This window comes from Xanthomonas sp. F1, assembly GCF_014199855.1.
This window is the reverse complement of sequence record NZ_JACHOK010000005.1, coordinates 15,495-39,996: the sequence shown is the minus strand read 5'-3', so window position 1 is coordinate 39,996 and position 24,502 is coordinate 15,495. Positions and strand designations below refer to the sequence as shown.

Genomic DNA, 24,502 nt, shown 5'->3' with positions numbered 1-24,502 from the left:
GGTGGCGGGGGGAGCGCCGGTGCGCCTGCGCCGGTCGCTCCAATGACGACCGCTCGCTGCGGTCGTGCAACGCGGCGGATCAGGCCGATTCGACGCGCGGGTGCGGGGCGGTGGCGAGCGCGGCGGTTGGCGGCGTCACCAGCGATGCGGCCAGCCCGAGCAGCTTGACCGGGTCCACCGGCTTGCCCAGGTGCGCATCGAAGCCGGCCTCCAGGGCCAGCGCGCGATCCTCGCTGCGCACGTAGGCGGTCAGGGCGATGGCCGGGATGCGGCTGGCCGCTCCGGCGCCGCGGCTGCGGATGCTGCGGATCAGGCTGTGACCGTCGCGGCGCGGCATGCCGACGTCGCTGACCAGCAGCGCATACGGCCGCTCGCGCAGCAGCGCTTCGGCATCGTCGGCGCAGACCGCGGTCTCGACCACGGCGCCGGCCTCCTGCAGGAAACGCTGGGTGACGCCGCGCGAATCCATGTCGTCGTCCACCACCAGCACGCGCACGCCATCCAGGCGAATGCCGCCACGACGCAGCATGCCGCCGGACAGCGCCGCGTCGTCGCCGCGGCGGATCGGGTCCAGGCTCTGCAGATCGTTGCGCGGCAGCAGCAGGGTGAACGTCGCACCCAGGCCGACGCCGTCGCTGCTGACCGACAATTGCCCTTGGTGCAGTTCGGCCAGTTGCTTGGCGATCGCCAGGCCCAGGCCGAGGCCGCCGGCGCTGCGCGTGCTGCTCGCGTCGGCCTGGCGGAAGCGATCGAACACGTGCGGCAGGAACGCCGGGTCGATGCCGATGCCGGTATCGCCAACGGCGATGCGCACATGGGTGCTGGTGCTGTCCAGGGTCACCGTGACCGTGCCGGCGCTGGGGGTGAACTTGATGGCGTTGCCGACCAGATTGGTCAGCACCTGCTGCAGCCGCACCCGATCGCCCAGATAGGGCAGGGCGGTCGCTTCGTCGGCGACCAGCACGATGTCGATGCCCTTGTTCTGCGCGCCGGGGCGCGCCGCATCGATGGTCTCGCCCAGCAGCGCGCGCAGATCCACCTCGCCGGCTTCCAGGCGCACCTTGCCGGACAGGATGGCGCTCATGTCCAACAGGTCGTCGATGATCTGCGCCTGCGAGTGCGCGCTGCGCTCGATCACCTCCAGGCCCTTGGCCAGGTCCTTCTCGCGCACCGCGTCGTCCTGCATCAGCCGCGACCAGCCCAGGATCGCGTTGAGCGGCGTGCGCAGCTCGTGGCTGAGCGTGGCCAGGAATTCGTCCTTCATGCGGCTGGCGCGCTCGGCCTCGCTGCGGGCGCTCTGCTCGGCGGCGAGCAACTGCTGCAGGCGCAGGTCGGTGCCGCGGCGCTCGATGATGATGCCGGCCAGGTGCGAGGCCGAGCGTGCCAGATCCTGTTCGTGCGGGTTGGGGTAGTGCACGAACGGGTAGTACAGCGCGACCACGCCCAGCACTTCGCCGTCGCTGGCCAGGATCGGCGTCGAGCAGCAGGCGACGATGTCCGCCTCCAGGGCGGTGGTCAGATAGTCCTGCCAATGCGGATTCACCCGCACGTCGCTGCACAGCACCTGCCGGCGCAGATAGGCGGCGCGACCGCAGCAGCCGGTATCGGGATCGATCGGCAGGCGCTGCACCGCTTTGCGGAAGCCTTGCGGCATGCTGGGCGCGGCTCCTTCCAGCAGGCACTGGCGGTGCTCGTCGACCAGCATGATGGTGCAGCGCAGGCCGACATCGCTCTGCGACTCGATGCCCCGCGCGATGGCCTCCAGCACGGCGTTGAGCGGCTTGCCGGTGGTGATCATCTCCAGCGCCGCGCGCTCGGCGGCGGTGGCATTCTCGATGCGCTTGCGTTCGGCGATGTCCAGCAGCGAGCCGATGAAGCCGAGGAACTGGCCCGACGAACTGAAGCGCGGCGTGGCGGTATCCACGCACCAGCGGTATTCGCCGTCGTGGCGGCGCAGGCGGTACTCCAGCGTGTAGGCGCGGCGGTCGGCGCAGGCACGCGCCAGGGTGCGGCCGACCGAGGCGAGGTCGTCGGCATGGAGCATTTCCTGCCAGCCGCTGCCCAGCGCCTCCTGCTCGCTCTGCCCGGTGAACAGATACCACTGGCGGCTGATGTATTCGCAATCGCCGTCGGCATTGGACATCCAGATCATCACCGGCGCGTTGTCGCACAACTGGCGGAAGCGCAGTTCGCTTTCCTGCAGCCGCTGCTCGACCATGCGGCGGTCGTGGATGTCGGTATTGGTGCCGATCCAGCGCACGATGCGGCCGCTGTCGTCGCGGATCGGCAGGGCCCGGCCGAGATGCCAGCGGTACTCGCCGTCGTGGCGGCGCAGCGGATACTCGATCTCGTACGGCTTGCCGCTGCGCAGCGCCTCCGGCCACACCTCACTCACCCGCGCCAGGCCTTCCTCGGTGTGCACCTTGCGCCAGCTGTCGTAGCCGGCCTCGCCGACCGGCAGCCCGGTGTACTCGTACCAGCGGCGATTGAAGTAGTCGACATGACCATCCGGCATGGCGGTGAACACGATCTGCGGCATCGCATCGGCCAGTTCGCGCAGACGCGTGGCGCTGCTGGCCAGTTCGCCCTGCGCGCCCGCGCGCTCCATCGACTCCCAGCAGCGTGCCGCCACCAGCCGCACCAACTCGATCTCGGCCGAGGTCCACACCCGCGGATGGGTCTGGTGCACGCCGATCGCCGCCACCAGGCGGCCGGCCTTGTGCAACGGCGCGGTGAGCACCGCGCGCATGCCCAGGCGACGGTAGTTCGGGTCGTCCAGACGCATCGGCGGCTGGTGGGTCTCGGTGTCCTGCACCACCCACGGGCGGTTTTCGCGCATGCAATCCAGCAGGTCGCTGCCGAAGTCGCTGAAGCGCGAGCGCCCGGTCAGGTGCCGGGCACCGTCGACGTAGTCGGCGCGCACGTCGAACACGTCCTCATCGGCCTCGACGATCGCGTAGGCGCAGCGGCTGGCGCGCAGGTGCTGGCCGAGCAGGGCGGCACCGGTCTCGCAGATCGCTTCGGCACTGTGCAGGTTCTGCAGCGTGTCCTCCAACATCAGCAGGAAGCTGTCGTGCGCCTGCGCGCGCGTCTGCTCGGTGCGGTCGATGCCGTGCACCAGGATCCCGCTGACCTTGCCTTCGGCGTCGTGCATCGGCTGGTACACGCATTCCAGCGTGGTTTCCGAGGTCGCTTCGTGCGGGCTGCGGCACAACTGGAAGGTCATCGACTCGTCGATGAAGGCCTGGCCGCTGGTACGGACATTGTCGAGCAGGCCGATGACGCCCTGCTGCTGGATTTCGGGAATGGCCTCGGTCAGCGGCCGGCCAACCACCTCGCGCGGTCCGACCAGCTGCTGGTAGCGCCGGTTGACGGTCTCGATCACGTAATCCGGGCCGCGCAGGATCGCCAGCGCCGCCGGCGACTGCTCGAAGGCATCGGCCATCTGCGCACGTTGCGCGTCCAGCGCCTTCAGCAGCGTGTCGCGTTCGCGCGCCAGGGTGATCCGCGCGGTGTCCTCGGTGCACACGCACAGCACACCGGCGATGCGGCCCTCGTCGTCGAACAGCGGGCTGTAGGAAAAGGTGAAATACACCTGCTCGCTGTAGCCGTTGCGCATCATCGTCAACGGGATATGTTCGTTCCAGGTCGATTCGCCACTGGCCATCACCCGGTCGGCCTGGGCCCGCACCTCCGGCCAGACGTCCGGCCACACCTCCTCCATCGGCCGCGCGAAGCCCTGCGGATGCCGCAACCCGAGGATCGGCACGTAGGCGTCGTTGTAGAGGTTGAACTGTCGTTCGCCCCAGCGCACCGCCATCGGGAACCGCGAGTTCAGGCAGATCGACAGCGCGGTCAGCAGGCTCCGCGGCCACTGCTCCATCGGGCCAAGTTCGTGCTCACGCCAATCGATGGCGCGCAGCAAGGCCCCCGTAGCGCTGCCGGCGGGAAACCGGACAGGAGGCGGCGAACAGTCCTTGGCGTTGATGGCTGAGTCCCTCGAATCGTTCCGCCAGGCGGCGGGTTACAACCGGGGATTCTCAGGGGCGTGCGGTGGTCTTGGCGTGAGCGTCCTGCAACGCCTTGACCAACTGTTCGGACAGGTAGGGCTTGGTCAGCACCACGCCGGCGGCGAAGCCGGGGGGCAGGGCATCGGCAGCCACGCCGGTGGCGAGCACGAAGGGGGTCCCGCGTTCGCTCAGCGCCCGGGCCACAGGTTCACTGGTTTCGCCGGCGGAAAGGCGGAAGTCGAGCACGGCCCGATCCGGGCGTTCGCTGTCGATCAGTGCAAGGGCCTGCTGCACGGAGGCGGCGACGCCGACCACCTCGGCACCGGCCTGGGCAAGCTGCAACTCCAGCAGCGTGGCGTTCATCTCGTCGTTCTCGACCACCAGGATACGCAGGCCCCGCAATGCCGACATCGCTTGCTCGTTAAGGTTTGGGAACGGAAAGTATAGCGGGACCGTCACGGCCGCCGCCTAGACAAACGAGTGCAGGAAGATGAAGCGTTTACCTGTGATCGCCGTCGACGCCGACGTATGCGGCGCGGTCGCGCAAAAAACAAACGGCAGCCGAAGCTGCCGTCAGTCCTGGTGCCGAAGGTGGGACTCGAACCCACACGCTTTTAAGGGCGGCGGATTTTGAGTCCGCTGCGTCTACCGATTCCGCCACTTCGGCGCGGCCGCGGAGTATAGCCGACAGTTCGGTCGCGCCGCCAGCGGGTCCGCATTCGCTGTCGAGTCCTGGCAGGTGAGGGCGTTGGCGGAGATCGAGGCGTTCTTGAACTCTCTCTCTCTATCTATCTACAAGCGGTGCGCCGTTGCTGCTTCCTTCGCTGCGCGCTTGCCGGGTACGCCTTCGCGTTGTGCCGATATCGGCAATCGCAGGTGACGGGTGCCGACGTGGCTGCCGTGGCGACTTTGCGCCGCGCTTCGTCGCGAACGCAGATCGCATCGATGGTGTGGCGTGAGGCGCGCACCTCGCGCAATGCAGGCGTGCGCCGATTCCATTGGGCGTGGCGAGGGCTGCTGCGACGTCGCCAACGATCCGCAAAAAAACGCTTGCGTGTGCCGATCACGATCGTTAATATTCCGCTCCTCGCAGCACGTGGGGCCATAGCTCAGCTGGGAGAGCGCTTGCATGGCATGCAAGAGGTCGCCGGTTCGATCCCGGCTGGCTCCACCAACTTTTCGGACATAGGCCGTCCGCGAAGGCGACATCGTTACACAGCGTCCCCATCGTCTAGAGGCCTAGGACATCACCCTTTCACGGTGGCGACCGGGGTTCGAATCCCCGTGGGGACGCCATTTTTCTCAGGAATTCCTCGTGCGCATCCGGGTTCGGCTCTGCCGAACATGGTGAGTGCGGGGTTTGTACATCGGAAGAAAGTCGGGTAAGATTCCGCTTCTGCCAGTACACGTGGGGCCATAGCTCAGCTGGGAGAGCGCTTGCATGGCATGCAAGAGGTCGCCGGTTCGATCCCGGCTGGCTCCACCAACTTTTCGGACATAGGCCGTCCGCAAAGCAACATCGTTATCCGCGTCCCCATCGTCTAGAGGCCTAGGACATCACCCTTTCACGGTGGCGACCGGGGTTCGAATCCCCGTGGGGACGCCATTCTTCGAAAACACCCGGCATTGCCGGGTGTTTTTTTATGCGTGGTGTGCACGTTGGCGTTGTCCTCGTAGAGGATCGCCGCGCGTGTGCTACAAGCGGGTGGACGGCCTGCCTCTTGGGCAGCGGTGCCTGCTGCTTTCCCTGACTGCGTGCGTGGCTGCGCCCGTACCCTCACTCCAACCCCTCTCCCGGAGGGGAGAGGGGCTTTTGACTCCTTCTCCGTTCGGGACAGTGGGCTGGTGCTGCATGGGTGAGGGACAGTTGCGCCAGCTCAATGCAGCAGCCGGCGGATCTGCAGGATCGCCTGCGGCGTGCGTTGCACGCTGTGTCCGGAGACGATCACCGTTTCCGAGGCGGCGCCGGGCAGGTGGGCGCTCCAGTACGGCACGATGCCGTCGCTGGACTGCGCCAGCGGCACGCGCGGATCCTCCTGGCCGATGATGGAGTGGTAGGTCACCTTTGGTGAGATCGGCAACTGCGCCGCGGCGAGGATGAAGGGATCCCGGTCGCTGAGGCTGTCGACGCTGTTGGGCAGTGCGCCGAGCATGTCCTTGCCGGCGATGTCCTTGAACTGATCGAGGACGCGCCGGGGAAGGCCGATCACGGCGCGCGCCAGCTCGCCGACGGTGCCGGCCGCCTCGGGCGTGCCACGCTGCGGCGTGGCGAGGAAGATTGCCTCCGACACTTCCAGCATCGGCGCGAAATGCAGCATCGGTCCGAGCCTGTCCTGCAGCGCTCGATGCGCCTGCGGATCCAGTTCCGTCCCGTCGAACAGGGTTCGCCACAACCGCTCGCCGTCGCTCGAGGACACCATCAAGCGCGCCAGCACGCCGCCCATGCTATGCCCGATCAGCACCATGTCGTGTGCGGAGACGCTGCGACGCTGCGGATCGAACTCGTCCAGCGTCTGCTCCAGCGCGTTTCGCACTTGCAGATGGGTATAGGGAATCGGCAGGTTGGTCGGGTAGTACACCAGCCAGATCTGGTAGCGCGCACGGACCTGCGGATCGCCGAGCAGGTCGTTGGCCAGGTTGACCCAGGCCTCCGGGCTGCTGGCCAGCCCGTGCAGCAGTACCAGCACGCGCCGGTGTGGGTCGTAGGGCTGGGTCATGAACACGTGCGGCCGGTCGATGCCGTGCCCGAGGCCGAGCAGAGTGCGCAGCGATTGCGCGGCGAAGCCGGCGCGCGCCATCCACACGCCATAGCCGGCGCTGAAGTTGGCGGCCAACGGCACGTCGACACCGCCCATCGCCACCTGTTCGCTGATCGAAGGATCGTGGACTTCCACATGTGCGCCGTGGCTGGCCAGTACCTCTTCGCGGGTGCGGCCGTCGAAGCGCAGCAACACCGTGAGGTTGGGTGTGGGCATGTCGCTGTAGGCGGGCGCGACGTCGGCACCGCCGATGGCGTCCGCCGCCGGCTGCGGCAGGATCGCAACCATTTCCGCACCGAAGCCGTCGCGCCGATACACGCTGCGCAACCCGTCGAAGCGCAGGCCGCTGGCGGCCAGCATCGCCTCGGGCATCGGCATGTCCTGCAGGCTGCCCATGCCGCTGGCATCCAGCGTCACCGTCCAGTCGGCCAGGGTGGCGATGGGCGCATCGGCATCGTGGGTGGCGGGCGGATGCCGCCGGTAGCGCGCGAACAGAGCGGTCACCGCCTGCTGCACGGCGTAGTTGTAGTAGTCGCGCACCTGGGTCTGGCGTTCCTCGAAGGCGCGTTCGCTGGGCGTGCGTTCGCTGAAGAACAGGTAGGCGTAGGCATAGCGCGCGGTCTGCAGCCAGCCGGCCAGGGTGGCATCGCTGTCCGCGTGTCGTCTGGCAGCGCCTTGCGCGGCCAGGAGCGACAGCTCCGCCGCCGTCGCCAGGGCGCGTTCCTGGTCCATGTTGGCATTGCCGAGCAACCGGTCGATGCACGGCGGCACCGTCGCCGTACAGCGTGCCGCGTCCAGGCCGGCGACGTTCAGCGTCTGCAGGGCGGCATCGCTGGGGCGCGCGGTGCTCAGCGCATCGCAGCGCTTGGCCTGGATGTAACGCGCCGCATCCACCCGCTGCAGGGTGACGCTGGCGCAGCCGCTCGCGCACAGCGCCAGGCCAAGCGCGACGCAGGCCAGCGCCACGCGGTGCCAGCGCTGCCGCCTCATGCCGCGGCCTTCGCCGGCATGCCGGCGCGGCGTGCGAACAGCAGGTCGTACAGCACCGGGATCACCCCCAGCGTCACCAGCGTGCCCAGGGCCAGGCCGCCGATCATGGTGATGGCCATGCCGGTCCATAGCGGGCCGGCGAACAACATCAGCGGGATCAGGCCGACGATGCAGGTCAGCTTGGTCATCACGATTGGGCGCAGGCGCTTGACCGCGGCGGCGATCACCGCTTCGTGCCGGCCCAGGCCATCGGCCAGTTCGGCCTCGATCCGCTCCAGCAGCAGTACCGCGTTGTTGACGATGATGCCGGCCAGCGCCAGCAGGCCGAAGGTGGCCATGAAGCCGAACGGATAGCTGGTGACCAGCAGGGCGAGGGAGGCGCCGATCAGCACGAACGGAATGCTGGCGACCACGATGAACAGCTTGCGGAACGAATTGAATTGCCACACGAACAGCAGCAGGATCGCGCCCAGCGCATGCGGCATGTACTGCAGCAGCGCCTGGTTGGCTTCGGCGGCGTCCTCCAGTTCGCCGCCCATCTCGATGCGGTAGCCCGGCGGCAGGCGCAGCGCCGCCACCTTGTCGGCCAGCGCGTCCACCACCTGGTCGGTGGTCAGGTCCGGGTTGCGGCCGGTGATGGTGATGGCGCGGCTCAGGTTGCGGCGCTGGATCGTCGAGGGCTCGGAGCTCAATTGGATGTCGGCGATCGCCGACAGCGGCAGCGGTGCGGCGCCTGATGCTGGATAGATCGGCGTGTTGCCGGGATTGCCGCCGCGCGCATGCGGGTCGCTGTCGCCGCGCAGCACGATCGGCACATTGCTGCCGTCGTCGTGGATCACCGAGGCGTCCACGCCGCCGTAGCGCAGTTGCAGTGCCTGGGCGATGTCCTCGCTGGCGACGCCGGCGCGGCGCGCCTTGGCCTGGTCCACCTGCACCACGTAGCGCGGGATGCGACTGTCCCAGTCGTCGCTGACGTCCAGCGTGCCGGGCAGGGCGCGCAAGGCGTCGGCGATGCCGGCGGCGAGGCGGCGCAATTGCGCCTCGTCCGGGCCGATCACCCGGTAGATCGCCACGCCGGATTCGGTCGAACCCAGCGAGAAGCGCTTGGGCTCGGCGCGCACCGCCGGATAGGCCTGGCGCAGGTGGGTGCGCACCTTGGCGATCAGCGCGTCGATGTCGCTGCCCGGCTGCACGCTGACGGTGAAGTAGGCGATGTTGGCCGCCGGCAGCGGCGGGTTCAGCCCGAGCACGATGCGCGGGCCGCCGTCGGCGACGTAGCCGATGCTGTCGACGATCTGGGGGTTCTGCCGGCGGTCGGCCAGCCACTGGCTGATCGACTGCACGGTGCGCAGGGTCTCGCGCGCGTCGCTGCCCGGTTGCAGGGTCACCGGCATCTGGAACTGCAGGCGGTCGGACTTGGGCAGGAAGCTGTACGGCACCGAGACCAGCACGGTCACCGCCAGGGCCAGCAGGGCGAGCATGCTGCCCAGGAACAGTGCCTTGTGCGCCAGCAACGCCTCGATCGCGCGCCGGTACAGGCGATACGGTTTGGACGTATAGGTGTCGCCGTGGCCGTCGGCGGGCGCGGCATGCGCGCGGGCGAAGTACATGCACAGCAGCGGGGTGATGGTGATGCTGAGCAGCCAGGAGCCGAGCAGGGTCACCGCCAGCATGATCGCCAGCGAGCGCATGTATTCGTTGGTACTGGTCTGGCCGAAGAAGAACGGCGAAAACGCCAGCACGATCACCAGCGAGGAGGTCAGCAGCGGGATCGCCAGGCTGCGGCCGGCGGCCTCGCAGGCGGCGCGGCGTTCTTCGCCTGCGGCCAGGCGCCGCTCGATGTCCTCGGCGATGACGATGCCGTTGTCCACCAGCAGGCCCAGCGCCAGGATGATCGCGGCGATGGACACGGTCTGCAGTTCCACGTTCAGCGCCCGCATCGCGATCAGCGCGCCGAGGATGGTCAGCGGCACGATCGCGCCGACGATCAGGCCGGTGCGCCAGCCGAGAAACAGCATCACCACCGCCATCACGATGACGATGGTCTCGCCCATGACGTGGTGCATCTTGCCCATCTCGCGCTCGACCACGTCGGCCTGAAAGGTGACCACGTGCTGCGCGAAACCCACCGGCAGCGCCTTGGCGGTCTCGCCCAGGGTGTGCCGCAGTGCCTTGCCGACCTCGGCGACGTTGTTGCCCGGCGCCATCGACACCGCCACCACCACCGCCGGCTGGCCCTGGTAGATCGCGCCGGCCTCCGGCGGATCCGCCGGCATCAGCTCGATGCGCGCCAGTTGCGCCAGCGGAATCTGCCGCGGGCCGTCGGCGCCCTGTGTGGCGATCGGGGCATTGCGCAGGTCGTCCAGGTCGCGCACTTCGCCGGAGGTGGTCACGGTCATCGCCATGCCCGATGCCGCGACCAGCCCGCCGCCGGCGACCACGTTCTGCGCGCGCAGTTGCTGCGCGACCGCGGCCGGGGTGAGGCCGGCCTCGCCCAGTTTGGTGCGGTCAAAGGCGACATAGACGCGCTCGTCCTGCAGGCCGTGGAAGGTGACCCGCTCGACGCCCGGCACGGCGTACAGCTGCGCGCGCATCTGCCGCAGCGGCCCGAGCATCTCGGCGGTGTTGAAGCCGGGTGCGGTGACCGCGATCGAGGCGATGGCGACGCGGCCGAAGTCGTCGTCCACCACCGGCCCCTGGGTGCCCGCGGGCAGCTCGGCGCCGGCTTCGGCGGCCTTGCTGCGCACCCGCTGCCACAGCGCCGGCAGATCCTTGACGCTGTCCTGCGCAGTGACCTGCACGATGGCGCTGCCGGGATGGATGGTGGTGACGATCTTCTTCAGGCCGCTGACCTCGCGCAGCCGTTCCTCCAGCGGGCGCGCGAGCAGGTTCTCCACGCGTTCGCTGGGCATGCCCGGGAAACCGACCTGCACGATCGCATCGCGCACGGTCACGCTGGGCTCCTCCTGCGAGGGGAATCCGAGGAGGGTGACGATGCCGCCGATCAGGATCAGGGCGGCGCTGAACAGCGCCAGGCGGCTGGACTGCAGGGTGGCGCGGGTCAGGTTCATGGCGAGACAGTGCCGAGGCGGGTGGTGGGACGGAACGGCACGACGTGCTGGCCGTCGTGGAGGAAGGCGGCGCCGGCGGCGACGATGCGTTCGCCGGGGGCAAGGCCGCGCAGGATCTGCACGCAGTCGCCATCGCTGCGGCCGATGACGACCTTGCGGCGGCGCACGCTGCCGTTGTCCTGGCGGTACACGAACACCATGGTCTGGCCATCGGCCATGCTCGGGAGCAGCGCGCTCAGCGGCACGCTCGTTGCCTGACTGGCGTCGCTATCGGGCAGGGCCAGCAGCAGCGATTCGCCGCTGCGCGGTTGTGTCGCATCGGTGCCGGTGCTGTCGAACAGCGCCTGCACGGTGGCGCCGCCGTCCACGCGTTCAGACACGCTGCGCAGGCGCAGCGGGAGGGCCTGCTGCGGCGTGCTGCTGCGGTAGGCAAGGACGCGCTGGCCGGGTTGCAGCGCCGCCGCGCGATCGGCCGGCAGCGTCGCCAGCACCTGCGCGCGATCGGCGCCGTCCAGTTGCAGCACCGGCTGGCCGGCGCTGACCAAGGTGTCGGGCTGTTGCAGCCGCGCCACCACGCTGCCGTCGAACGGGGCGCGCAGTTCCGACTGGCGCACCGCGCGGCGCGCCAGCGCCAGGTCCGATTGCGCGCTGCGAACCCGCGCCTGCGCCGCGGCGAAGGCGCTCTTGGCGGCAGTCAGGGTCGCCGCCGAGGCGGCACCGTCGTCGAACATGGCCTGTTGCTGGGCGAGCTGGGTCTGTTGCTGCTGCAGATCGGCTGCGGCGATGCCGACGCCGGCCTCGGCTTGCTGCAGGCGCAGGCTGTTCGGTTCCGGATCCAGGCGCGCGAGCACCTGGCCGGCGTGCACGCGGTCGCCCACGTCCACACTGATGGCGGCGATGCGGCCGCCACCCTCGAAGCCGAGGTCGGCGCGTTGTTGCTGGCGCACCTGCGCGAGGTAGCGGGTGCTGTCGCGCGCGGCATCGCGGCCGACGGTTTCCAGCTTGACCGCGCGCGGCGCATCGGCGGGCGGTACGGCCTCGCGGGCGCAGCCGGACAGCGCCAGCGCGGCCAGTGGCAGGCACAGCGTGAGAAGCAGGGTGAGGCGCAGGGTCATGATCGGCGGTGTCCCGGGAACGTTCAGAAGGTGTAGGTGACGGTGGCGCCGCCGCCGGCAGCCGCGCGGCGACGCACCACCGGGCTGCCGTCGGCGGGGCCGACGTAGCGGGTGGCGTTGAGCAGCAGCGAGGCGGTCCAGTGCGGCGACAGGGTGTGGTCCCATTCGGCGCCGACCGTGTAGGCGTACACGCCGCCATCGGCGCGGTGCGGTTGGAAGCCGCTGGTCACGCTCTGCGCCTCGGTGACGCCGAAGTAGGCCTGGTTGAAGCGGCGGTCGCCGACGTGCGCGTCCAGGTCCAGGGTCACGTTGTCGGCCGCGGCCTGCAGCAGGGTGAAGCGCGCCCCGGCGCGATAGCGGTTGCGGCGCGCGCCGTCCTTCAGCGTGAACTCCGCCTCGGCATCCAGCGCCAGGTACGGGGTGAGCTGCTGCATGACCAGGCTGCGCGCGGTGATCGCGCCGGGCACGTCGCCCATGCCGGCCAGGCGCTTCGAGCCGGGGCGCCAGCTGCTGTTGCGCTGCAGGCGGCCCAGGTCGTAGCCGAACGACTGGCTGGCGGAGAAGCCGTGCGCATTCTGGAACTGCACGCCGGCGCCGCGTACCGTGTCCGCGAACAGGATGCCGCGCTGCACCGAGAACACCGGTACCGCCTGCACGCGATCGTCGGCGGAACCGGCATAGCGCGGGGTCAGCATGGCGCCGGCGCCCACGCTCACTTGGGTGCGGTCGCCGAACAGGCCGGCGCTGGGTGCCGGGTCGGGGTCTGCGGCGTGCGCAGCCGGTGGCAGCGCCAGCACCGCCACGGTCAGCGTTGGCGAGAGAATGGAAAGCACATGTTTCATCGGGGCAGCCTCGTGCGGGGGGGAAAGGTCAGGGCGCGTGTGGCAGCGGCACGCCGTAGAACGCGCGGAACAGCGCGATGCGATCGAGCAGCAAGTCCTGGCGCGCCTGCAGGTGCGCCAGCTCAGCCTGCGCGGCCTGGATATCGCCCGCCAGCAACTCGGGGCGGTCCTGCAGGCCTTGCGCCACGCGCTGCTGCAGGCGCGCCACACGCTGGCGCTCGCGTTCCAGGTTGGTGCGCTCGCCGCGCTCGCGCTGCTGCAGTGCCGGCAACGCATCCAGTGCATCGGCGACTTCGCGGAACGCCGCTTCCACGGTCTTCTCGTAGTCGGCCACCGCGCCGTCCTTGCGCAGCTGTGCGATGTCCAGGTTGGCGCGGTTGCGGCCGCCGTCGAACAGCGGCAGCAGCAGTTGCGGCATGAAGCTCCAGGTGCGGCTGCCGGGCATGAACAGTCCGTTCAATGCCTCGCTGGCGGTGCCCAGCGAGGTGCTCAGGCGGATCGACGGGAAGAACGCGGCGCGCGCGGCGCCGATGTCGGCATTGCGTGCGCGCAGTTCGGCTTCGGCCTGGCGCACGTCCGGGCGCTGCAGCAGCACCTGCGAGTCGAGGTCGCGCCAGGCGCGGGCGTCTTCCTGCTCGGCGCCGGGCAGCAGGTCCTGCACGGTGCCGGCGCAGTCCGGCGTGGCGTAGCCGGCGAGCACTTGCAGGGCGCGACGGGCGGCGGCGTGGTCGCTGGCGGCCTGCTGCGCGCGCGCCTGCGCTTGGTCGTCGTCGTGATGCTGGCGGTCCAGCGCATCGCGGGAGATCAGCCCGACCGCCTGCTGGCGCGTGGCGATCGCCAGCAGCGCGGCGCTGCGTTCGGCGATGGTTTGCGCCTGCTGCTGGCTCTGCAAGGCCGCGCGTTCCAGCGTGTAGGCACGCAGCACCTCGGCGATCAGCGCACCGCGCGCCGCCTGTCGACCATCCTCGGACGCCAGGTAGCGCTGCTGCGCAGCGGCCGACAGCGACGCCAGCTTGCCGAACAGGTCCAGTTCGAAGCCGTCCACGCCGACCGCGACAGTGCTCAGCTTCTGGCCGTAGCGCGCCTGCGTGGCCGCGTCGTCGTAGCTGCGGCGCGTACCCTGGGCATCGAGGCCGAGCTGCGGCAGCTGCTGCGCGCGTTCGATGCGGTACTGGGCGCGCGCCTGCTGCACGGTCAGCACGGCATTGCGGAAGTCCGGGGCGTGGGACAGCGCCTGGGTGACGAGTGTGGTCAGGTCGTGCTGCGGCGAGAACGCGTGCACGAACTGCTGTTCCTGCACGGTGAGCGCATTGTCGCTACGGTTCGGGTCGGCAGCCTCGGTCGCAGTGGGCGCGCCCAGCGTGGGCGGCAGGGCCGGTTGCGGGCGCTGGTAGACCGGTGCCAGGGAGCAGCCACCCAGGGCGAGCGCAAGCAGGCAGAGCAGGGCGCGGGTGCGACACGGGCGAAGCAGCAGGGACGGTAGAATCATGGCGGCGGTCGGGTGATCGAACTCGACGGCCAGCATCGGCGGGCATGTTCAAGCCGCCTTCTAGGAATCTTCAAGATTCCATCAAGACGCCAAACACGGGCACCGGGCAATGCACGCGAAGAAGATCCTGCTGGTCGAAGACGATGCCGACAGCGCCAGCATCCTCGAGGCCTACCTGCGCCGCGACGGCTTCGAGGTCACCATCGCCGAGGACGGGCAGAAGGCGGTGGCCGTGCATGCGCAGTGGAAGCCGGACCTGGTGCTGCTGGACGTGATGCTGCCGCGGCTCAGCGGCACCGAGGTGCTGTCCACGATCCGCCGCAGCAGCGACACGCCGGTGATCATGGTCACCGCGATGGGCGACGAACCGGAGAAGCTCGGCGCGCTGCGTTACGGCGCCGACGACTACGTGGTCAAGCCGTACAGTCCCAAGGAAGTGGTGGCGCGGGTGTATGCGGTGCTGCGCCGCGCCGGGCCGGCCCGTGCCAGCGAAGAGCCGCTGCGCCACGAGCGGCTCACCGTGGATACCGCGGCCGTGCGTGCCACGGTGCGCGCTGCCGACGGCCACGAGGTGGCGCTGGAACTGACCCCGACCGAGTTCAACATCCTCGCGACGCTGATGAAGACGCCGTTCAAGGCCTTCACCCGCAGCGAACTGCTGGAAATCTGCCTGCCCGACAGCGACGCGCTGGAGCGGGTGGTGGATGCGCATGTGCACAACCTGCGCAAGAAGCTGGAACACGAGCAGGTCACCGGGCTGTTGGTGACGGTGCGCGCGATCGGCTATCGCTTCCGATGAACTGGGCCTGGTTCCGCCGCAAGCGCCACGTGCCGCTGTGGCAGTGGGTGGGCCTGCGCATGAGCGCGCTGGCGGTGCTGACCATCATCGCGATCGCGCTGGGCATGCTGCTGCGTTTCGCCATCTGGGATGCGTCCACGCTGAGCCGCCTGCCGCCGCAGGCGCGGCAGGAAATGCTGCAACTGCGCGAGGATCCGCACAGCAATGCGCGGCGCCTGTGGGAACTGTTCGAGACGTATTACGACGTGGCCGATTTCCTGCCCGGGCTGGCCAGCCGCGACTGGCTGCTGCTGGCGGGCATGATCCTGGCGTCGATCCCGGTGATCGTGGTCTGCGGCCTGCTCGCCTCGCGGCCACTGTCGCGGCAGTTCTCCAACGTCGCCGCGGCGGCGCGGCGGATCAGCGACGGCGATTTCGCCGCGCGCGCGCGGGTGGTACCTGGTGCGCCGGACGAACTGGCCGGGCTGGCGATCGACTTCAACGGGATGAGCGCGCAGTTGCAGCAGTACGAGCGCGAGGTGCGCGAGTCCAGTGCGATGTTGGCACACGAACTGCGCACGCCGCTCAACGCGGCGATGGGGCGGGTGCAGGGCATGCTCGACCAGGTGTTCCCGAGCAGCGAGGAGCAGTTGCGCATGGTCCAGCGCCAATTGGAGCAGATCAATCGCCTGGTCGGCGACCTGCACCTGTTGTCGATGGCCCGCGCCAACCAGTTGATGCTGGAACCGCAGCGGTTCGCACTCGGCGCACTGGTCCGCGAACGCCTGACCTGGGCCGCGCAGCCGCTGCAGGAGGCCGGCATGCAGGTGCAGGTGCGCATTCCCGAGCAGTTGCACATCAGCGCCGACCGCGACCGCCTGGGCCAGGTGCTGTCGGTGCTGATCGACAATGCGCTGCGCTACGCCGCGGCTGGCGGCGAGCTGGCGCTGGAGGCGCAGGCCGATGCGGAAGGCGTGCTGATCCGCGTGGCCGACCGCGGTCCCGGCGTCGACGAAGAAGCACTGGCGCGGATGGGCGACCGCTTCTGGCGTGCCGACGACTCGCGTGCCCGCCATTTCGGCGGCAGTGGTTTGGGCCTGTCGATCGCCGCGGCCATCTGCCAGGCGCACGGTGGCGGGCTGGAATTCGCCAACCGCGAGGGCGGTGGGCTATGTGCGCGCGTGCGTTTGCCGCATGGGCCTGTCGGCGACGCTGATGCGCCGACCACCAGTGCGTCCGCTGCGACCCCACGCAAGCGCCACGCCTAAGATCCGCAACGGCTGCGGAGCATAGATGCGGCTCTGCATCCGGCCGTCTACGCGACACGAGCCAAGGACGACCACTTGGCGATAGAGTACGGCGAGGCCGACACCCGCATCGGCCCGCCCCGTGTCGCAACCGGACCTCGCAATGCGTGTAGCCAGCACCGCCACCCCGACCGGAACCACCGCCGCCGAATGGCGCGCCATCGAACAGGCCGCCGTCCGCGAACTGCAACGCCGCACCGCGGCGGCGCATACATCGGTGATCGCGCTGCTGCAAACGCATGCCGACGCGTTCAGCGCGAAACAGCGCGCCCAGATCCGGCGGCGGTTGGGGCAGGGCGGCTGAACCCCGAGGCCGCATGGCGTGGCAGTTCTGCCATGCCGGGCATGCAGCCCGCCGATCGATGAGGGGCGTTTCCAGGGAAGCGCGATCGACCGGCGGCGTACGCCCGGCCGCCAGTGCCGAGACGAAAGCAGCAGACGATCTAAGGCAGCCATCCGCGTGTCACGCGTCCGGCCCCGTCCATCGCTGATTGCCACACAACCTCGGCTATCATCGCCCCGACGCTGAGATGAGTACGGATATGGAAGTGCGACTCACGCGCGAGCAGATCCTCGCGCTTGCGCCCGATGCGGCATCGGCCAAGGCGGCCGCGGGCCTGGCCACGGACGGGAAATGGGGCTTGCTCGGCGCCGACGCCGAGGTGCTGTGGGGAGAATGCCAGGGCAGTGGCGCCAAGCCCTACCAGACCCAGGTGGACCTGGCCGCGCTGGTGAGCCGTTGTTCGTGCCCCAGCCGCAAGTTCCCATGCAAGCATGGCCTGGCCATGCTGTTGCTGTATGCCGCCGGCAATCCACGCTGCGTGCCGGGCACCCGCCCGGCCTGGGTCGACGAATGGATGCAGGGACGCCGCGAGCGCGCGGCGCGCAAGGAGGAGAGTGCCGCCAGCACGCCGCCGCCCGATCCGCAGGTCCAGGCCGCGGCGGCGGCCAAGCGCGAACAGGCGCGCTGGACGCGCATGCAGGTCGGTGCGGCGGAACTGCAGCGCTGGATCGCCGACCAGTTCCGCCAAGGTCTGGCCAATCTGGGTGCGGATTTCGCGCAAGACGCGCGGCGCATGATGGCGCGCATGGTCGATGCGCAGACGCCCGGGCTGGGCGCACAGCTGGAGCGCGCCGTGGGCGAGGGCGGGCGCGATCTCGCGCAGCTCGCCGACCTCGGCGAGCGCCTCGGACTACTGCAACTGCTGGCCCAGGCGGTGCCGCGCGTCAACGCCTTCGGGACCGCGCGCCAGGCGGATCTGCGCGCCGCGCTGGGTTGGCCGCTGGATCGTGAGACGGTGCTGCGCGAGGGCGAGGCCGTGCACGATCGCTGGCATGTCCAGGGCCAGCACCTGATCGAACAGCCAGGCAATCTGCTGGAGCGCCGGGTGTGGCTGCAGGGCCTGGACAGCGGCCGCCCCGCGCTACTGCAGGACTACAGCCATGGCGGCCGCGGCTGGGAGCAGCACTGGCGCAACGCAGACGTGCATGTCGGCCGCCTGCATTTCCATCCGGGCACGGTGCCGCTGCGCGCCGTGGCTGGCGAGGTCGGTGCCGGCGCGCAGGCCGTCGCCGCGCCGCCACGCACCGACACCCTCGACGCCGCCGCCTGCGCGCATGCGCTCAACCCTTGGTTGCCGCAGGTGCCCATGCGCTTGCAGGACGTGCACATCGCGCACGATGGCCGCAGTGCCTGGGCGCAGCACGCCGAAGGCGGCCTGCCCTTGCAGGTATCCGCGTTGCAAGGCTGGGCGCTGCTCGCGTTCGCGGGCGGCCACCGGGTGTGTCTGATGGGCGAGTGGGATGGCCATACGTTGTTGCCGCTCAGCGCCTGGAACGGGCAAGGCGAGCGTTGGGAAAGGAGTGCGGCATGAACGAGGCATGGTTGAAGCCGGCCCTGCTCGGCATCGATCGCCCGCAACGGATCCCGGTCGACGGCGCGCTCGGCGAGGTGCTTGCCGCCATCGCCACGCAGGAGGATGCCGCACTGGGCTACAGCCTGCAGGTAGGCGCGTTGGCAGCGTGCAGACGTGCCGCGCTGCGTCTTGGCGCAGCACTGCCGTCGCCGCCGCCTGTGTCGCCCGACCCGCAGGTGCTGCCCGCCGATCACCCTTGGTTGCCGTCGTTGTGGGCGCTGTTCGCCGGGCAGCAGCCGCCCGCGTGGCTGAAGCGCCTGCGCCACGAGGCCTGCCTGCAGTTGGCCGCTCGCGGCCAGCATCTGCCGGTCGCGCTACTGCCACAGGCATTGGATGCAGGGGCACGCCTGGCTGCGCTGCGCAGCGCCTTGCGCCCGGTGCTGGGCGCACGTGGGCACTGGCTGGCGGCGCGCAACGCGGAGTGGGCCTACGCTGCCGATGCGGTAGAGGCGGCGCAGACGCCTGCAGACCTGGAGCGGATGTGGAGCGACGGCGCGTTCGATACACGGCTGCTCGCCCTGCGGCAGTTGCGCGCGCAGGACGCCGCGGGCGCACGCGTGCGCCTGGAAGCCGCGCTCAAGGAGCTGTCCGCGCGCGAACGCGCCGCCTGCGTCGAGTCCTTGCGGGCGCACTTGAGCGAGGCCGACGCGCCCTTGTTGCAGCAGCTGTTGAAGGATCGCAGCCGCGAGGTACGGTTGCTGGTCGGGCCGATGCTGGCTCGGCTGTCGAGCACCGCACATGCGCAGTACCTGCAAGCGCAGATGCTCGGAGTGCTGCGGCAACAGCGCACCGGCTTGCTGCGCCGGGTGACTTGGACCCTGGATGCGCCTTCCGCCATCGACGCCGGTTGGAACGATGCCGCCATCGATGCCAAGCGTCCCGACCATGATGCCCTCGGCGAACGCGCCTGGTGGCTCTATCAACTGGCGCGGCAACTGCCGCTTGCCTGGTGGAGCAACACCCTGGAGAAGAACCCGGAAGAGCTGCTGGCCTGGGCCCGCAGTACGGAGTGGTACGACGCCTTGCTGCGCGCCTGGCTGGAACGCGTGGATGCCAGTGAACCGGCCTGGGTGGAAGCCTTGATCGGCGTGGAGCAGCGGCTGTTGGGCCTGGGCGAGTTGCTGGCCCTGCTGCCGCCAGCGCAACGCGAACGGCACTGGCCGGCCAGCGCCGCAGACCTGCAGCAACAGCGCCTGCTCGGCGACGTGCTGGCCAGCACCGCGCTCGGCGAGACGCTGAGCGCGGCGTATTCGCAGCGGTTGGCGCCAGGGCTGGGGGCCCTGTTCGGCGAGGCCACGCTGCGCCACGACTACACCCTGCGCGACGCGCTGCTGGAACTGCTCGCTGTCCTGCATCCCGCCGCACTGTCGCAGGTACAGGTGGCCGATCCGCCGGCAGACGCCACCGCCGCCATGCTCGATTGCGTGCAGCAGGCACGCCAGCTCCTAGCCCTACGCCAGACCCTGCACGCCGCATCCTGATCCTTACGCCTTTCACTGGAGACCTCATGAGCACTGCCATCCTGCGCCAGCACGCCGAACATCAATATGCCGAGGAACTGGAGGAACTGCGCCGCCAGGACAACCGCCAGCGGCCTGCCAACTGGCTGCTGTCGCCCTGGGCCGTGGTGACCTACCTGCTCGGCGGCACGCTGGAGAATGGCTTCGTGGTCAGCCCCAAGTACATCGGCGACCGCCGCCTCATGGAAGTGGCCGTGGCCACCATCGCCACCGATCGCGCCCTGCTGCTGTTCGGCGTGCCGGGCACCGCCAAGTCGTGGGTGTCCGAGCACATGACCGCGGCGATCAGCGGCGATTCCACGCTGCTGGTGCAGGGCACCGCCGGTACCAGCGAAGAGCAGATCCGCTACGGCTGGAACTACGCACAGCTGCTGGCCAACGGGCCCAGCGAGAAGGCGCTGGTGCCGAGTCCGCTGATGCAGGCCATGCGCCTGGGCAAGATCGCCCGCATCGAGGAACTCACCCGCATTCCGGCCGACGTGCAGGACGCGCTGATCACCGTGCTGTCGGAAAAGACCCTGCCGATTCCGGAACTGGGCAGCGAAGTGCAGGCGGTGCGCGGCTTCAGCGTGATCGCCACCGCCAACAACCGCGACAAGGGCGTCAACGAACTCTCCAGCGCACTGAAGCGCCGCTTCAACACCGTGATCCTGCCGGTGCCGTCCAGCGAAGAGGACGAAGTGGCGATCGTGCGCAAGCGCGTGGCCGAGATGGGCGCGGCGCTGGACCTGCCGGCTGAGCCGCCGGCGCTGCAGGAAGTGGCGCGCGTGGTGCGCATCTTCCGCGAACTGCGCAATGGCGTCACCGAGGACGGCAAGGCCAAGCTGAAGAGCCCAACTGCCACGCTCTCCACCGCCGAGGCCATTTCGGTGATCAACAACGGCATGGCCTTGGCCGGCCACTTCGGCGACGGCGTGCTGCGCCCGGGCGACATGGCCGCCGGCATGATCGGCGCCATCGTCAAGGATCCGGTGCAGGACGCGCTGGTGTGGAAGGAATACCTGGAAACCGTGGTGAAGGAGCGCGAGGACTGGAAAGACCTGTACCGCGCGTTCCGCGAACAGGCCTGAGCGAGCTGGCACCGATGAGCGACGCGATCTCCCTGTTTGGCATCCGCCACCACGGCCCCGGCTGCGCGCGCAGCCTGGTCGCCGCATTGACGGCGCTGCAGCCGGACTGCGTGCTGATCGAAGGACCGGCCGGGACCGAGGCGCTGCTGCCGCATGTGCTGGAGGAGGGCATGCAGCCGCCGGTGGCGTTGTTGTCCTACTGCGTCGACGACCCGCAACTGGCGGTGTTCCATCCATACGCGGCGTACTCACCCGAGTGGCAGGCCATACACTGGGCGCTGCGCAACGGCGTGCCGGTGCGCTTCATGGATGTGCCGCCGGCCTTGACCCTGGAATGGCAGGCGCAGGCGCGTGCCGAGCGCGTGGCTGCGCAGGTGGACGAAACGCCGGCGCCGCTGGAAGCGCCGTCACCGCCGCAGGACGACGCCGACCCAGCCGAGGAGGGCAGCGCCGAGGTGCGCTCGTCCGACCCGCTGGACTGGCTGGCGCGCGCCGCCGGCCACGCCGACGGCGAGACCTGGTGGAACCACATGGTGGAAGAACGTGGCGACGGACAGGGGCTGTTCGACGCCATTGCCGAGGCCATGACCGCCGTGCGCGCGCACACGCCGGACAATCCCGGCCTGCGTGGCGAACACGAGGCCGTGCGCGAGGCCCACATGCGCAGCGCGCTGCGCAGTGCCGGCAAGGCCTTCGCACGCGTCGCGGTGGTCTGTGGCGCCTGGCACGTGCCGGCGCTGCAGCCGGACGCGTTGCGCGCCAACAGCGCCACCGCCGACAGCCGCCTGCTCAAGGCCATGCCCAAGCGCAAGACGCAGAGCACCTGGGTGCCGTGGACCTATCGCCACCTGAGCATGGACAGCGGCTACGGCGCCGGCGTGGAGGCGCCGGGCTGGTACGACCACCTGTGGCGCAGCAGCGGCGTCCACGACCAGCGTGCCGTCGGTTGGTATGCGCGGGTGGGGCGGTTGTTGCGCGACCACGGACTCGACTGCTCGTCGGCGCACCTGATCGAGGCCACGCGCCTGGCCGACACGCTGGCCGCCCTGCGTGGACATCCGGCACCCGGTCTGGACGACATCGCCGAGGCCAGCCGCGCGGTTATCTGCAACGGCGACGATGCGCCGATGCGGCTCATCCGCGAGCGCCTGATGATCGGCGATTCCCTGGGACAGGTGCCCGACAGCGTGCCGGCAGTGCCGCTGCAGCGCGACCTGGAGGCGCAGCAGAAGCGCCTGCGCCTGAAACCCGAAGCGCTGGAAAAGACCCTGGATCTGGACCTGCGCAAGGACACCGACCTGGCGCGTAGCCATCTGCTGCATCGACTGCGCCTGATCGGCATCGAATGGGGCCGGCTGGCGCGCACGGGGCAGTCTGCACGCGGCACTTTCCACGAGATCTGGCAACTGGCCTGGCAGCCGCACTTCCTGGTGGATCTGGTGCAAGCCAGCCGCCACGGGCAGACCCTGGCCGATGCCGCCACCGGCATGGCCATCGCGCAGGCGCGCAAGGCCGAGGCGCTGCCTGCGCTGTCCGCGCTGGTGGACCAGGTGCTGCTGGCCGATCTGCCGCAGGCGGTCAGCGCGATCGCTGCCGAACTGGAGGCGCGCGCCGCCACCGATGCCGACCCGCTGGCGCTGCTCGGCGCATTGCCGCCGCTGGCCAACGTATACCGCTACGGCAATGTCCGCCAGACCGAAGGCTACCAGGTCGCGCACCTGTTCGACAGCATGCTGGCGCGCGCGGTCGTCGGCCTGACACTGGCGCTGTCCAGCCTCGACGAGGCCCGTGCCGAGCAGGCGCGCAGCATCGTCCTGGATGCCGATCGCGCCATCGGTCTGCGCGGGGATGCGGACGGTAGCGCCAACTGGCAGCAGGCGTTGCGACGCGTGGCGCTGTCGCCGGCGTGCAGCGCGCTGCTGCGCGGCGTGGCGCTGCGGGTGCTGTTCGACACGCAGGCGGTGCAGGCCGACACCGTGCACCTGCAGCTTCAGCAGCAACTGTCGCCGGGCGCCGAACCGCTGCAGGCCGCGCAGTGGCTGGACGGCTTCCTCAACCGCAACGCCACCGTGCTGCTGCACGACGACGCCGTGTGGCAGATGATCGACGCCTGGGTCGTGGCGCTGGACGAGGCGCAACTGGCGCGCGTGCTGCCGTTGGTGCGGCGCACCTTCGCCGCCTTCCAGCCGGCCGACCGGCGCGACCTGGGGACGCGCGTGCGCCAGGCGCCTATGGAGACCACCTCGGCCGCCGTTGCCCCGGACTGGAACGTGGCCCGCGCCGAGCGCGCCGTGCCGACGCTGCGCGAACTGCTGGGATTGCCCGCATGACCGACACGACACCCACACCCGACACGGCCACCTCGCGCGCACAGCGCTGGCGCCTGATCCTGGGGCAGGAGGCCGAGTCCAGTTGCGGCGCCTTGCCCAAGCCGCTGCAGGGTATCGACCAGGCACTGGCCGCCCTGTACGAACCCGGTGGCCCGGGCGGCCTGGGGCGCCGCGGCGGGCGAGGAGCCTCCTCGCCCAACGTGGCCCGCTGGCTGGGCGACATCCGCCGCTACTTTCCGTCATCGGTGGTGCAGGTGATGCAGCGCGACGCTCTTCAGCGCCTGGATCTGACACAGATGCTGCTGGAAAAGGAAATGCTCGAGCAGGTGCAGCCCGACGTGCACCTGGTCGCCAACCTGATCGGCCTGAGCCGAGTGATTCCGGCGCAGACCAAGGACACCGCGCGCATGGTCGTGCGCCAGGTGGTGGAGAACCTGCTGCGCCAGCTCGAGGAACCGATGCGCTCGGCAGTAACCGGCGCCCTGGATCGCGCGCGCCGCAACCGCCGCCCGCGCCTGGCCGAGATCGACTGGCACCGCACCATCCGCAGCAACCTGCGGCACTGGCAACCCGACCTGCGCACCGTGGTGCCGCAGGACCTGGTCGGGTACGGTCGCAAGGCCAGGAAGCCGCAACGCGAAGTACTGCTGTGCATCGACCAGAGCGGCTCCATGGCCGCCTCGGTGGTGTATTCCAGCATCTTCGGCGCAGTGATGGCCTCGCTGCCGGCGGTCGCCACGCGTCTGGTGGTGTTCGACACCGAAGTGGTCGACATGAGCGAGCAACTGGACGACCCGGTGGACCTGTTGTTCGGCGTGCAACTGGGCGGCGGCACCGACATCCACCGCGCGGTGAGCTACTGCCAGGGCCTCATCCGCGAACCGCACAACGCCATCCTGGTGCTCATCTCGGACCTGTACGAAGGCGGCGTCGAGGAGCGGCTGCTGGCGCGCGCCCGCGAACTCATCGAATCGGGCGTGCAATTCATCGTACTGCTGGCCCTCAGCGACGAAGGCACACCGTCCTACGACCGCGCCCTGGCCGCCAAGCTGGCGGCGCTGGGCGTGCCGTCGTTCGCCTGCACACCGGACGCATTCCCAGGCTTGATGGCCGCGGCGATCCGCCGGGACGACATCCAGCAATGGGCGGGGGCGCAGGGGTTGGTGACGGTGCGGTGAGGTTGGCGGGGCATCATGGCCGCTATCGGTGCTGCTTGATCACGTTGCCATCCCGACACAGACATCGGCAAGTGATTCGACGATGCCGCACCAAGTCCCTCCTAGTGGCGATCGCCATGCGAGGGCG

15 protein-coding genes and 5 tRNA genes are annotated in these 24,502 nt (G+C 69.7%); 12 read left to right on the top strand and 8 right to left on the bottom strand.

The genetic code is table 11. The features are described 5' to 3' along the window. Positions 1-79: 79 nt before the first annotated feature. The 3 genes from GGR71_RS12755 to GGR71_RS12745 all read right to left on the bottom strand — a co-directional run bounded on the left by GGR71_RS12755 (position 80) and on the right by GGR71_RS12745 (position 4,677). Positions 80-3,883: a PAS domain-containing protein gene (locus GGR71_RS12755; protein ID WP_237474597.1), complete on the bottom strand. Its 3,804-nt coding sequence runs from the start codon at positions 3,881-3,883 to the stop codon at positions 80-82. A 157-nt stretch (positions 3,884-4,040) separates the two neighbouring features. Next, the gene (locus GGR71_RS12750; protein ID WP_160963358.1) at positions 4,041-4,421 is read right to left on the bottom strand and encodes a response regulator; all 381 of its coding nucleotides are present in this window, start codon (positions 4,419-4,421) and stop codon (positions 4,041-4,043) included. A gap of 169 nt (positions 4,422-4,590) precedes the next feature. Further along, positions 4,591-4,677 (bottom strand) — tRNA-Leu (locus tag GGR71_RS12745). Between the two features lie 431 nt (positions 4,678-5,108). On the opposite strand from GGR71_RS12745, the gene GGR71_RS12740 reads away from it, so the two are divergent. The 4 genes from GGR71_RS12740 to GGR71_RS12725 all read left to right on the top strand — a co-directional run bounded on the left by GGR71_RS12740 (position 5,109) and on the right by GGR71_RS12725 (position 5,616). Then, a tRNA-Ala gene (locus GGR71_RS12740) sits at positions 5,109-5,184 on the top strand. Between the two features lie 46 nt (positions 5,185-5,230). Beyond that, positions 5,231-5,306, top strand: a tRNA-Glu gene (locus GGR71_RS12735). Between the two features lie 114 nt (positions 5,307-5,420). After that, a tRNA-Ala gene (locus GGR71_RS12730) sits at positions 5,421-5,496 on the top strand. Between the two features lie 44 nt (positions 5,497-5,540). After that, positions 5,541-5,616: transfer RNA gene (locus GGR71_RS12725), tRNA-Glu, on the top strand. 271 nt (positions 5,617-5,887) lie between these two features. Here GGR71_RS12725 and GGR71_RS12720 read toward each other — a convergent pair. The 5 genes from GGR71_RS12720 to GGR71_RS12700 are packed head-to-tail and all read right to left on the bottom strand — an operon-like array spanning position 5,888 to position 14,312. Beyond that, positions 5,888-7,759 carry a lipase family alpha/beta hydrolase gene (locus GGR71_RS12720; protein WP_160963360.1) on the bottom strand — a complete coding sequence of 624 codons (1,872 nt, stop codon included), beginning with the start codon at positions 7,757-7,759 and terminating at the stop codon, positions 5,888-5,890. Next, a complete protein-coding gene (locus GGR71_RS12715) occupies positions 7,756-10,830 on the bottom strand; it encodes an efflux RND transporter permease subunit (protein WP_160963362.1) in 3,075 nt (1,024 codons plus the stop codon). Before GGR71_RS12715 ends, GGR71_RS12720 begins: the two co-directional genes overlap by 4 nt. Continuing rightward, positions 10,827-11,945, bottom strand: coding sequence for an efflux RND transporter periplasmic adaptor subunit (locus tag GGR71_RS12710; protein ID WP_160963364.1), 1,119 nt, complete (start codon positions 11,943-11,945; stop codon positions 10,827-10,829). The genes GGR71_RS12715 and GGR71_RS12710 overlap by 4 nt, the downstream gene beginning before the upstream one ends. Positions 11,946-11,968: 23 nt before the next feature. After that, entirely contained in the window at positions 11,969-12,787 is an 819-nt protein-coding gene (locus GGR71_RS12705) for a MipA/OmpV family protein (RefSeq protein WP_160963366.1), read from the bottom strand. Positions 12,788-12,815: 28 nt separating this feature from the next. Then, positions 12,816-14,312: an efflux transporter outer membrane subunit gene (locus GGR71_RS12700; RefSeq protein WP_160963368.1), complete on the bottom strand. Its 1,497-nt coding sequence runs from the start codon at positions 14,310-14,312 to the stop codon at positions 12,816-12,818. Positions 14,313-14,385: 73 nt separating this feature from the next. Between GGR71_RS12700 and GGR71_RS12695 the strand changes: the two genes are divergently transcribed. The 8 genes from GGR71_RS12695 to GGR71_RS12660 all read left to right on the top strand — a co-directional run bounded on the left by GGR71_RS12695 (position 14,386) and on the right by GGR71_RS12660 (position 24,375). Beyond that, complete coding sequence (locus GGR71_RS12695; RefSeq protein ID WP_048489730.1) at positions 14,386-15,075, top strand: response regulator; 690 nt, start codon at positions 14,386-14,388, stop codon at positions 15,073-15,075. Next, entirely contained in the window at positions 15,072-16,322 is a 1,251-nt protein-coding gene (locus GGR71_RS12690; protein WP_160963370.1) for a sensor histidine kinase, read from the top strand. Before GGR71_RS12695 ends, GGR71_RS12690 begins: the two co-directional genes overlap by 4 nt. 142 nt (positions 16,323-16,464) lie before the next feature. Then, the gene (locus GGR71_RS12685; RefSeq protein WP_160963388.1) at positions 16,465-16,665 is read left to right on the top strand and encodes a hypothetical protein; all 201 of its coding nucleotides are present in this window, start codon (positions 16,465-16,467) and stop codon (positions 16,663-16,665) included. 226 nt (positions 16,666-16,891) lie between these two features. Then, positions 16,892-18,235, top strand: a complete 1,344-nt coding sequence (locus GGR71_RS12680) for an SWIM zinc finger family protein (protein ID WP_237474604.1) — start codon at positions 16,892-16,894, stop codon at positions 18,233-18,235. Beyond that, entirely contained in the window at positions 18,232-19,758 is a 1,527-nt protein-coding gene (locus GGR71_RS12675) for a DUF5691 domain-containing protein (RefSeq protein WP_160963372.1), read from the top strand. The genes GGR71_RS12680 and GGR71_RS12675 overlap by 4 nt, the downstream gene beginning before the upstream one ends. A gap of 26 nt (positions 19,759-19,784) precedes the next feature. Continuing rightward, the gene (locus GGR71_RS12670; protein ID WP_160963374.1) at positions 19,785-20,867 is read left to right on the top strand and encodes an ATP-binding protein; all 1,083 of its coding nucleotides are present in this window, start codon (positions 19,785-19,787) and stop codon (positions 20,865-20,867) included. Positions 20,868-20,881: 14 nt separating this feature from the next. Next, positions 20,882-23,197 (top strand): DUF5682 family protein, encoded by a 2,316-nt coding sequence (locus GGR71_RS12665; protein WP_160963376.1) that lies wholly within the window; start codon positions 20,882-20,884, stop codon positions 23,195-23,197. Beyond that, positions 23,194-24,375, top strand: a complete 1,182-nt coding sequence (locus GGR71_RS12660) for a vWA domain-containing protein (RefSeq protein ID WP_160963378.1) — start codon at positions 23,194-23,196, stop codon at positions 24,373-24,375. Before GGR71_RS12665 ends, GGR71_RS12660 begins: the two co-directional genes overlap by 4 nt. Positions 24,376-24,502 lie beyond the last annotated feature (127 nt).

Coding starts and splice junctions, on each gene's coding strand:
- GGR71_RS12755 (WP_237474597.1), bottom strand. CDS start 3,883: ATGGAGCAGTGGCCGCGGAGCCTGCTGACCGCGCTGTCGATCTGCCTG.
- GGR71_RS12750 (WP_160963358.1), bottom strand. CDS start 4,421: ATGTCGGCATTGCGGGGCCTGCGTATCCTGGTGGTCGAGAACGACGAG.
- GGR71_RS12720 (WP_160963360.1), bottom strand. CDS start 7,759: ATGAGGCGGCAGCGCTGGCACCGCGTGGCGCTGGCCTGCGTCGCGCTT.
- GGR71_RS12715 (WP_160963362.1), bottom strand. CDS start 10,830: ATGAACCTGACCCGCGCCACCCTGCAGTCCAGCCGCCTGGCGCTGTTC.
- GGR71_RS12710 (WP_160963364.1), bottom strand. CDS start 11,945: ATGACCCTGCGCCTCACCCTGCTTCTCACGCTGTGCCTGCCACTGGCC.
- GGR71_RS12705 (WP_160963366.1), bottom strand. CDS start 12,787: ATGAAACATGTGCTTTCCATTCTCTCGCCAACGCTGACCGTGGCGGTG.
- GGR71_RS12700 (WP_160963368.1), bottom strand. CDS start 14,312: ATGCTGGCCGTCGAGTTCGATCACCCGACCGCCGCCATGATTCTACCG.
- GGR71_RS12695 (WP_048489730.1), top strand. CDS start 14,386: ATGCACGCGAAGAAGATCCTGCTGGTCGAAGACGATGCCGACAGCGCC.
- GGR71_RS12690 (WP_160963370.1), top strand. CDS start 15,072: ATGAACTGGGCCTGGTTCCGCCGCAAGCGCCACGTGCCGCTGTGGCAG.
- GGR71_RS12685 (WP_160963388.1), top strand. CDS start 16,465: ATGCGTGTAGCCAGCACCGCCACCCCGACCGGAACCACCGCCGCCGAA.
- GGR71_RS12680 (WP_237474604.1), top strand. CDS start 16,892: ATGAGTACGGATATGGAAGTGCGACTCACGCGCGAGCAGATCCTCGCG.
- GGR71_RS12675 (WP_160963372.1), top strand. CDS start 18,232: ATGAACGAGGCATGGTTGAAGCCGGCCCTGCTCGGCATCGATCGCCCG.
- GGR71_RS12670 (WP_160963374.1), top strand. CDS start 19,785: ATGAGCACTGCCATCCTGCGCCAGCACGCCGAACATCAATATGCCGAG.
- GGR71_RS12665 (WP_160963376.1), top strand. CDS start 20,882: ATGAGCGACGCGATCTCCCTGTTTGGCATCCGCCACCACGGCCCCGGC.
- GGR71_RS12660 (WP_160963378.1), top strand. CDS start 23,194: ATGACCGACACGACACCCACACCCGACACGGCCACCTCGCGCGCACAG.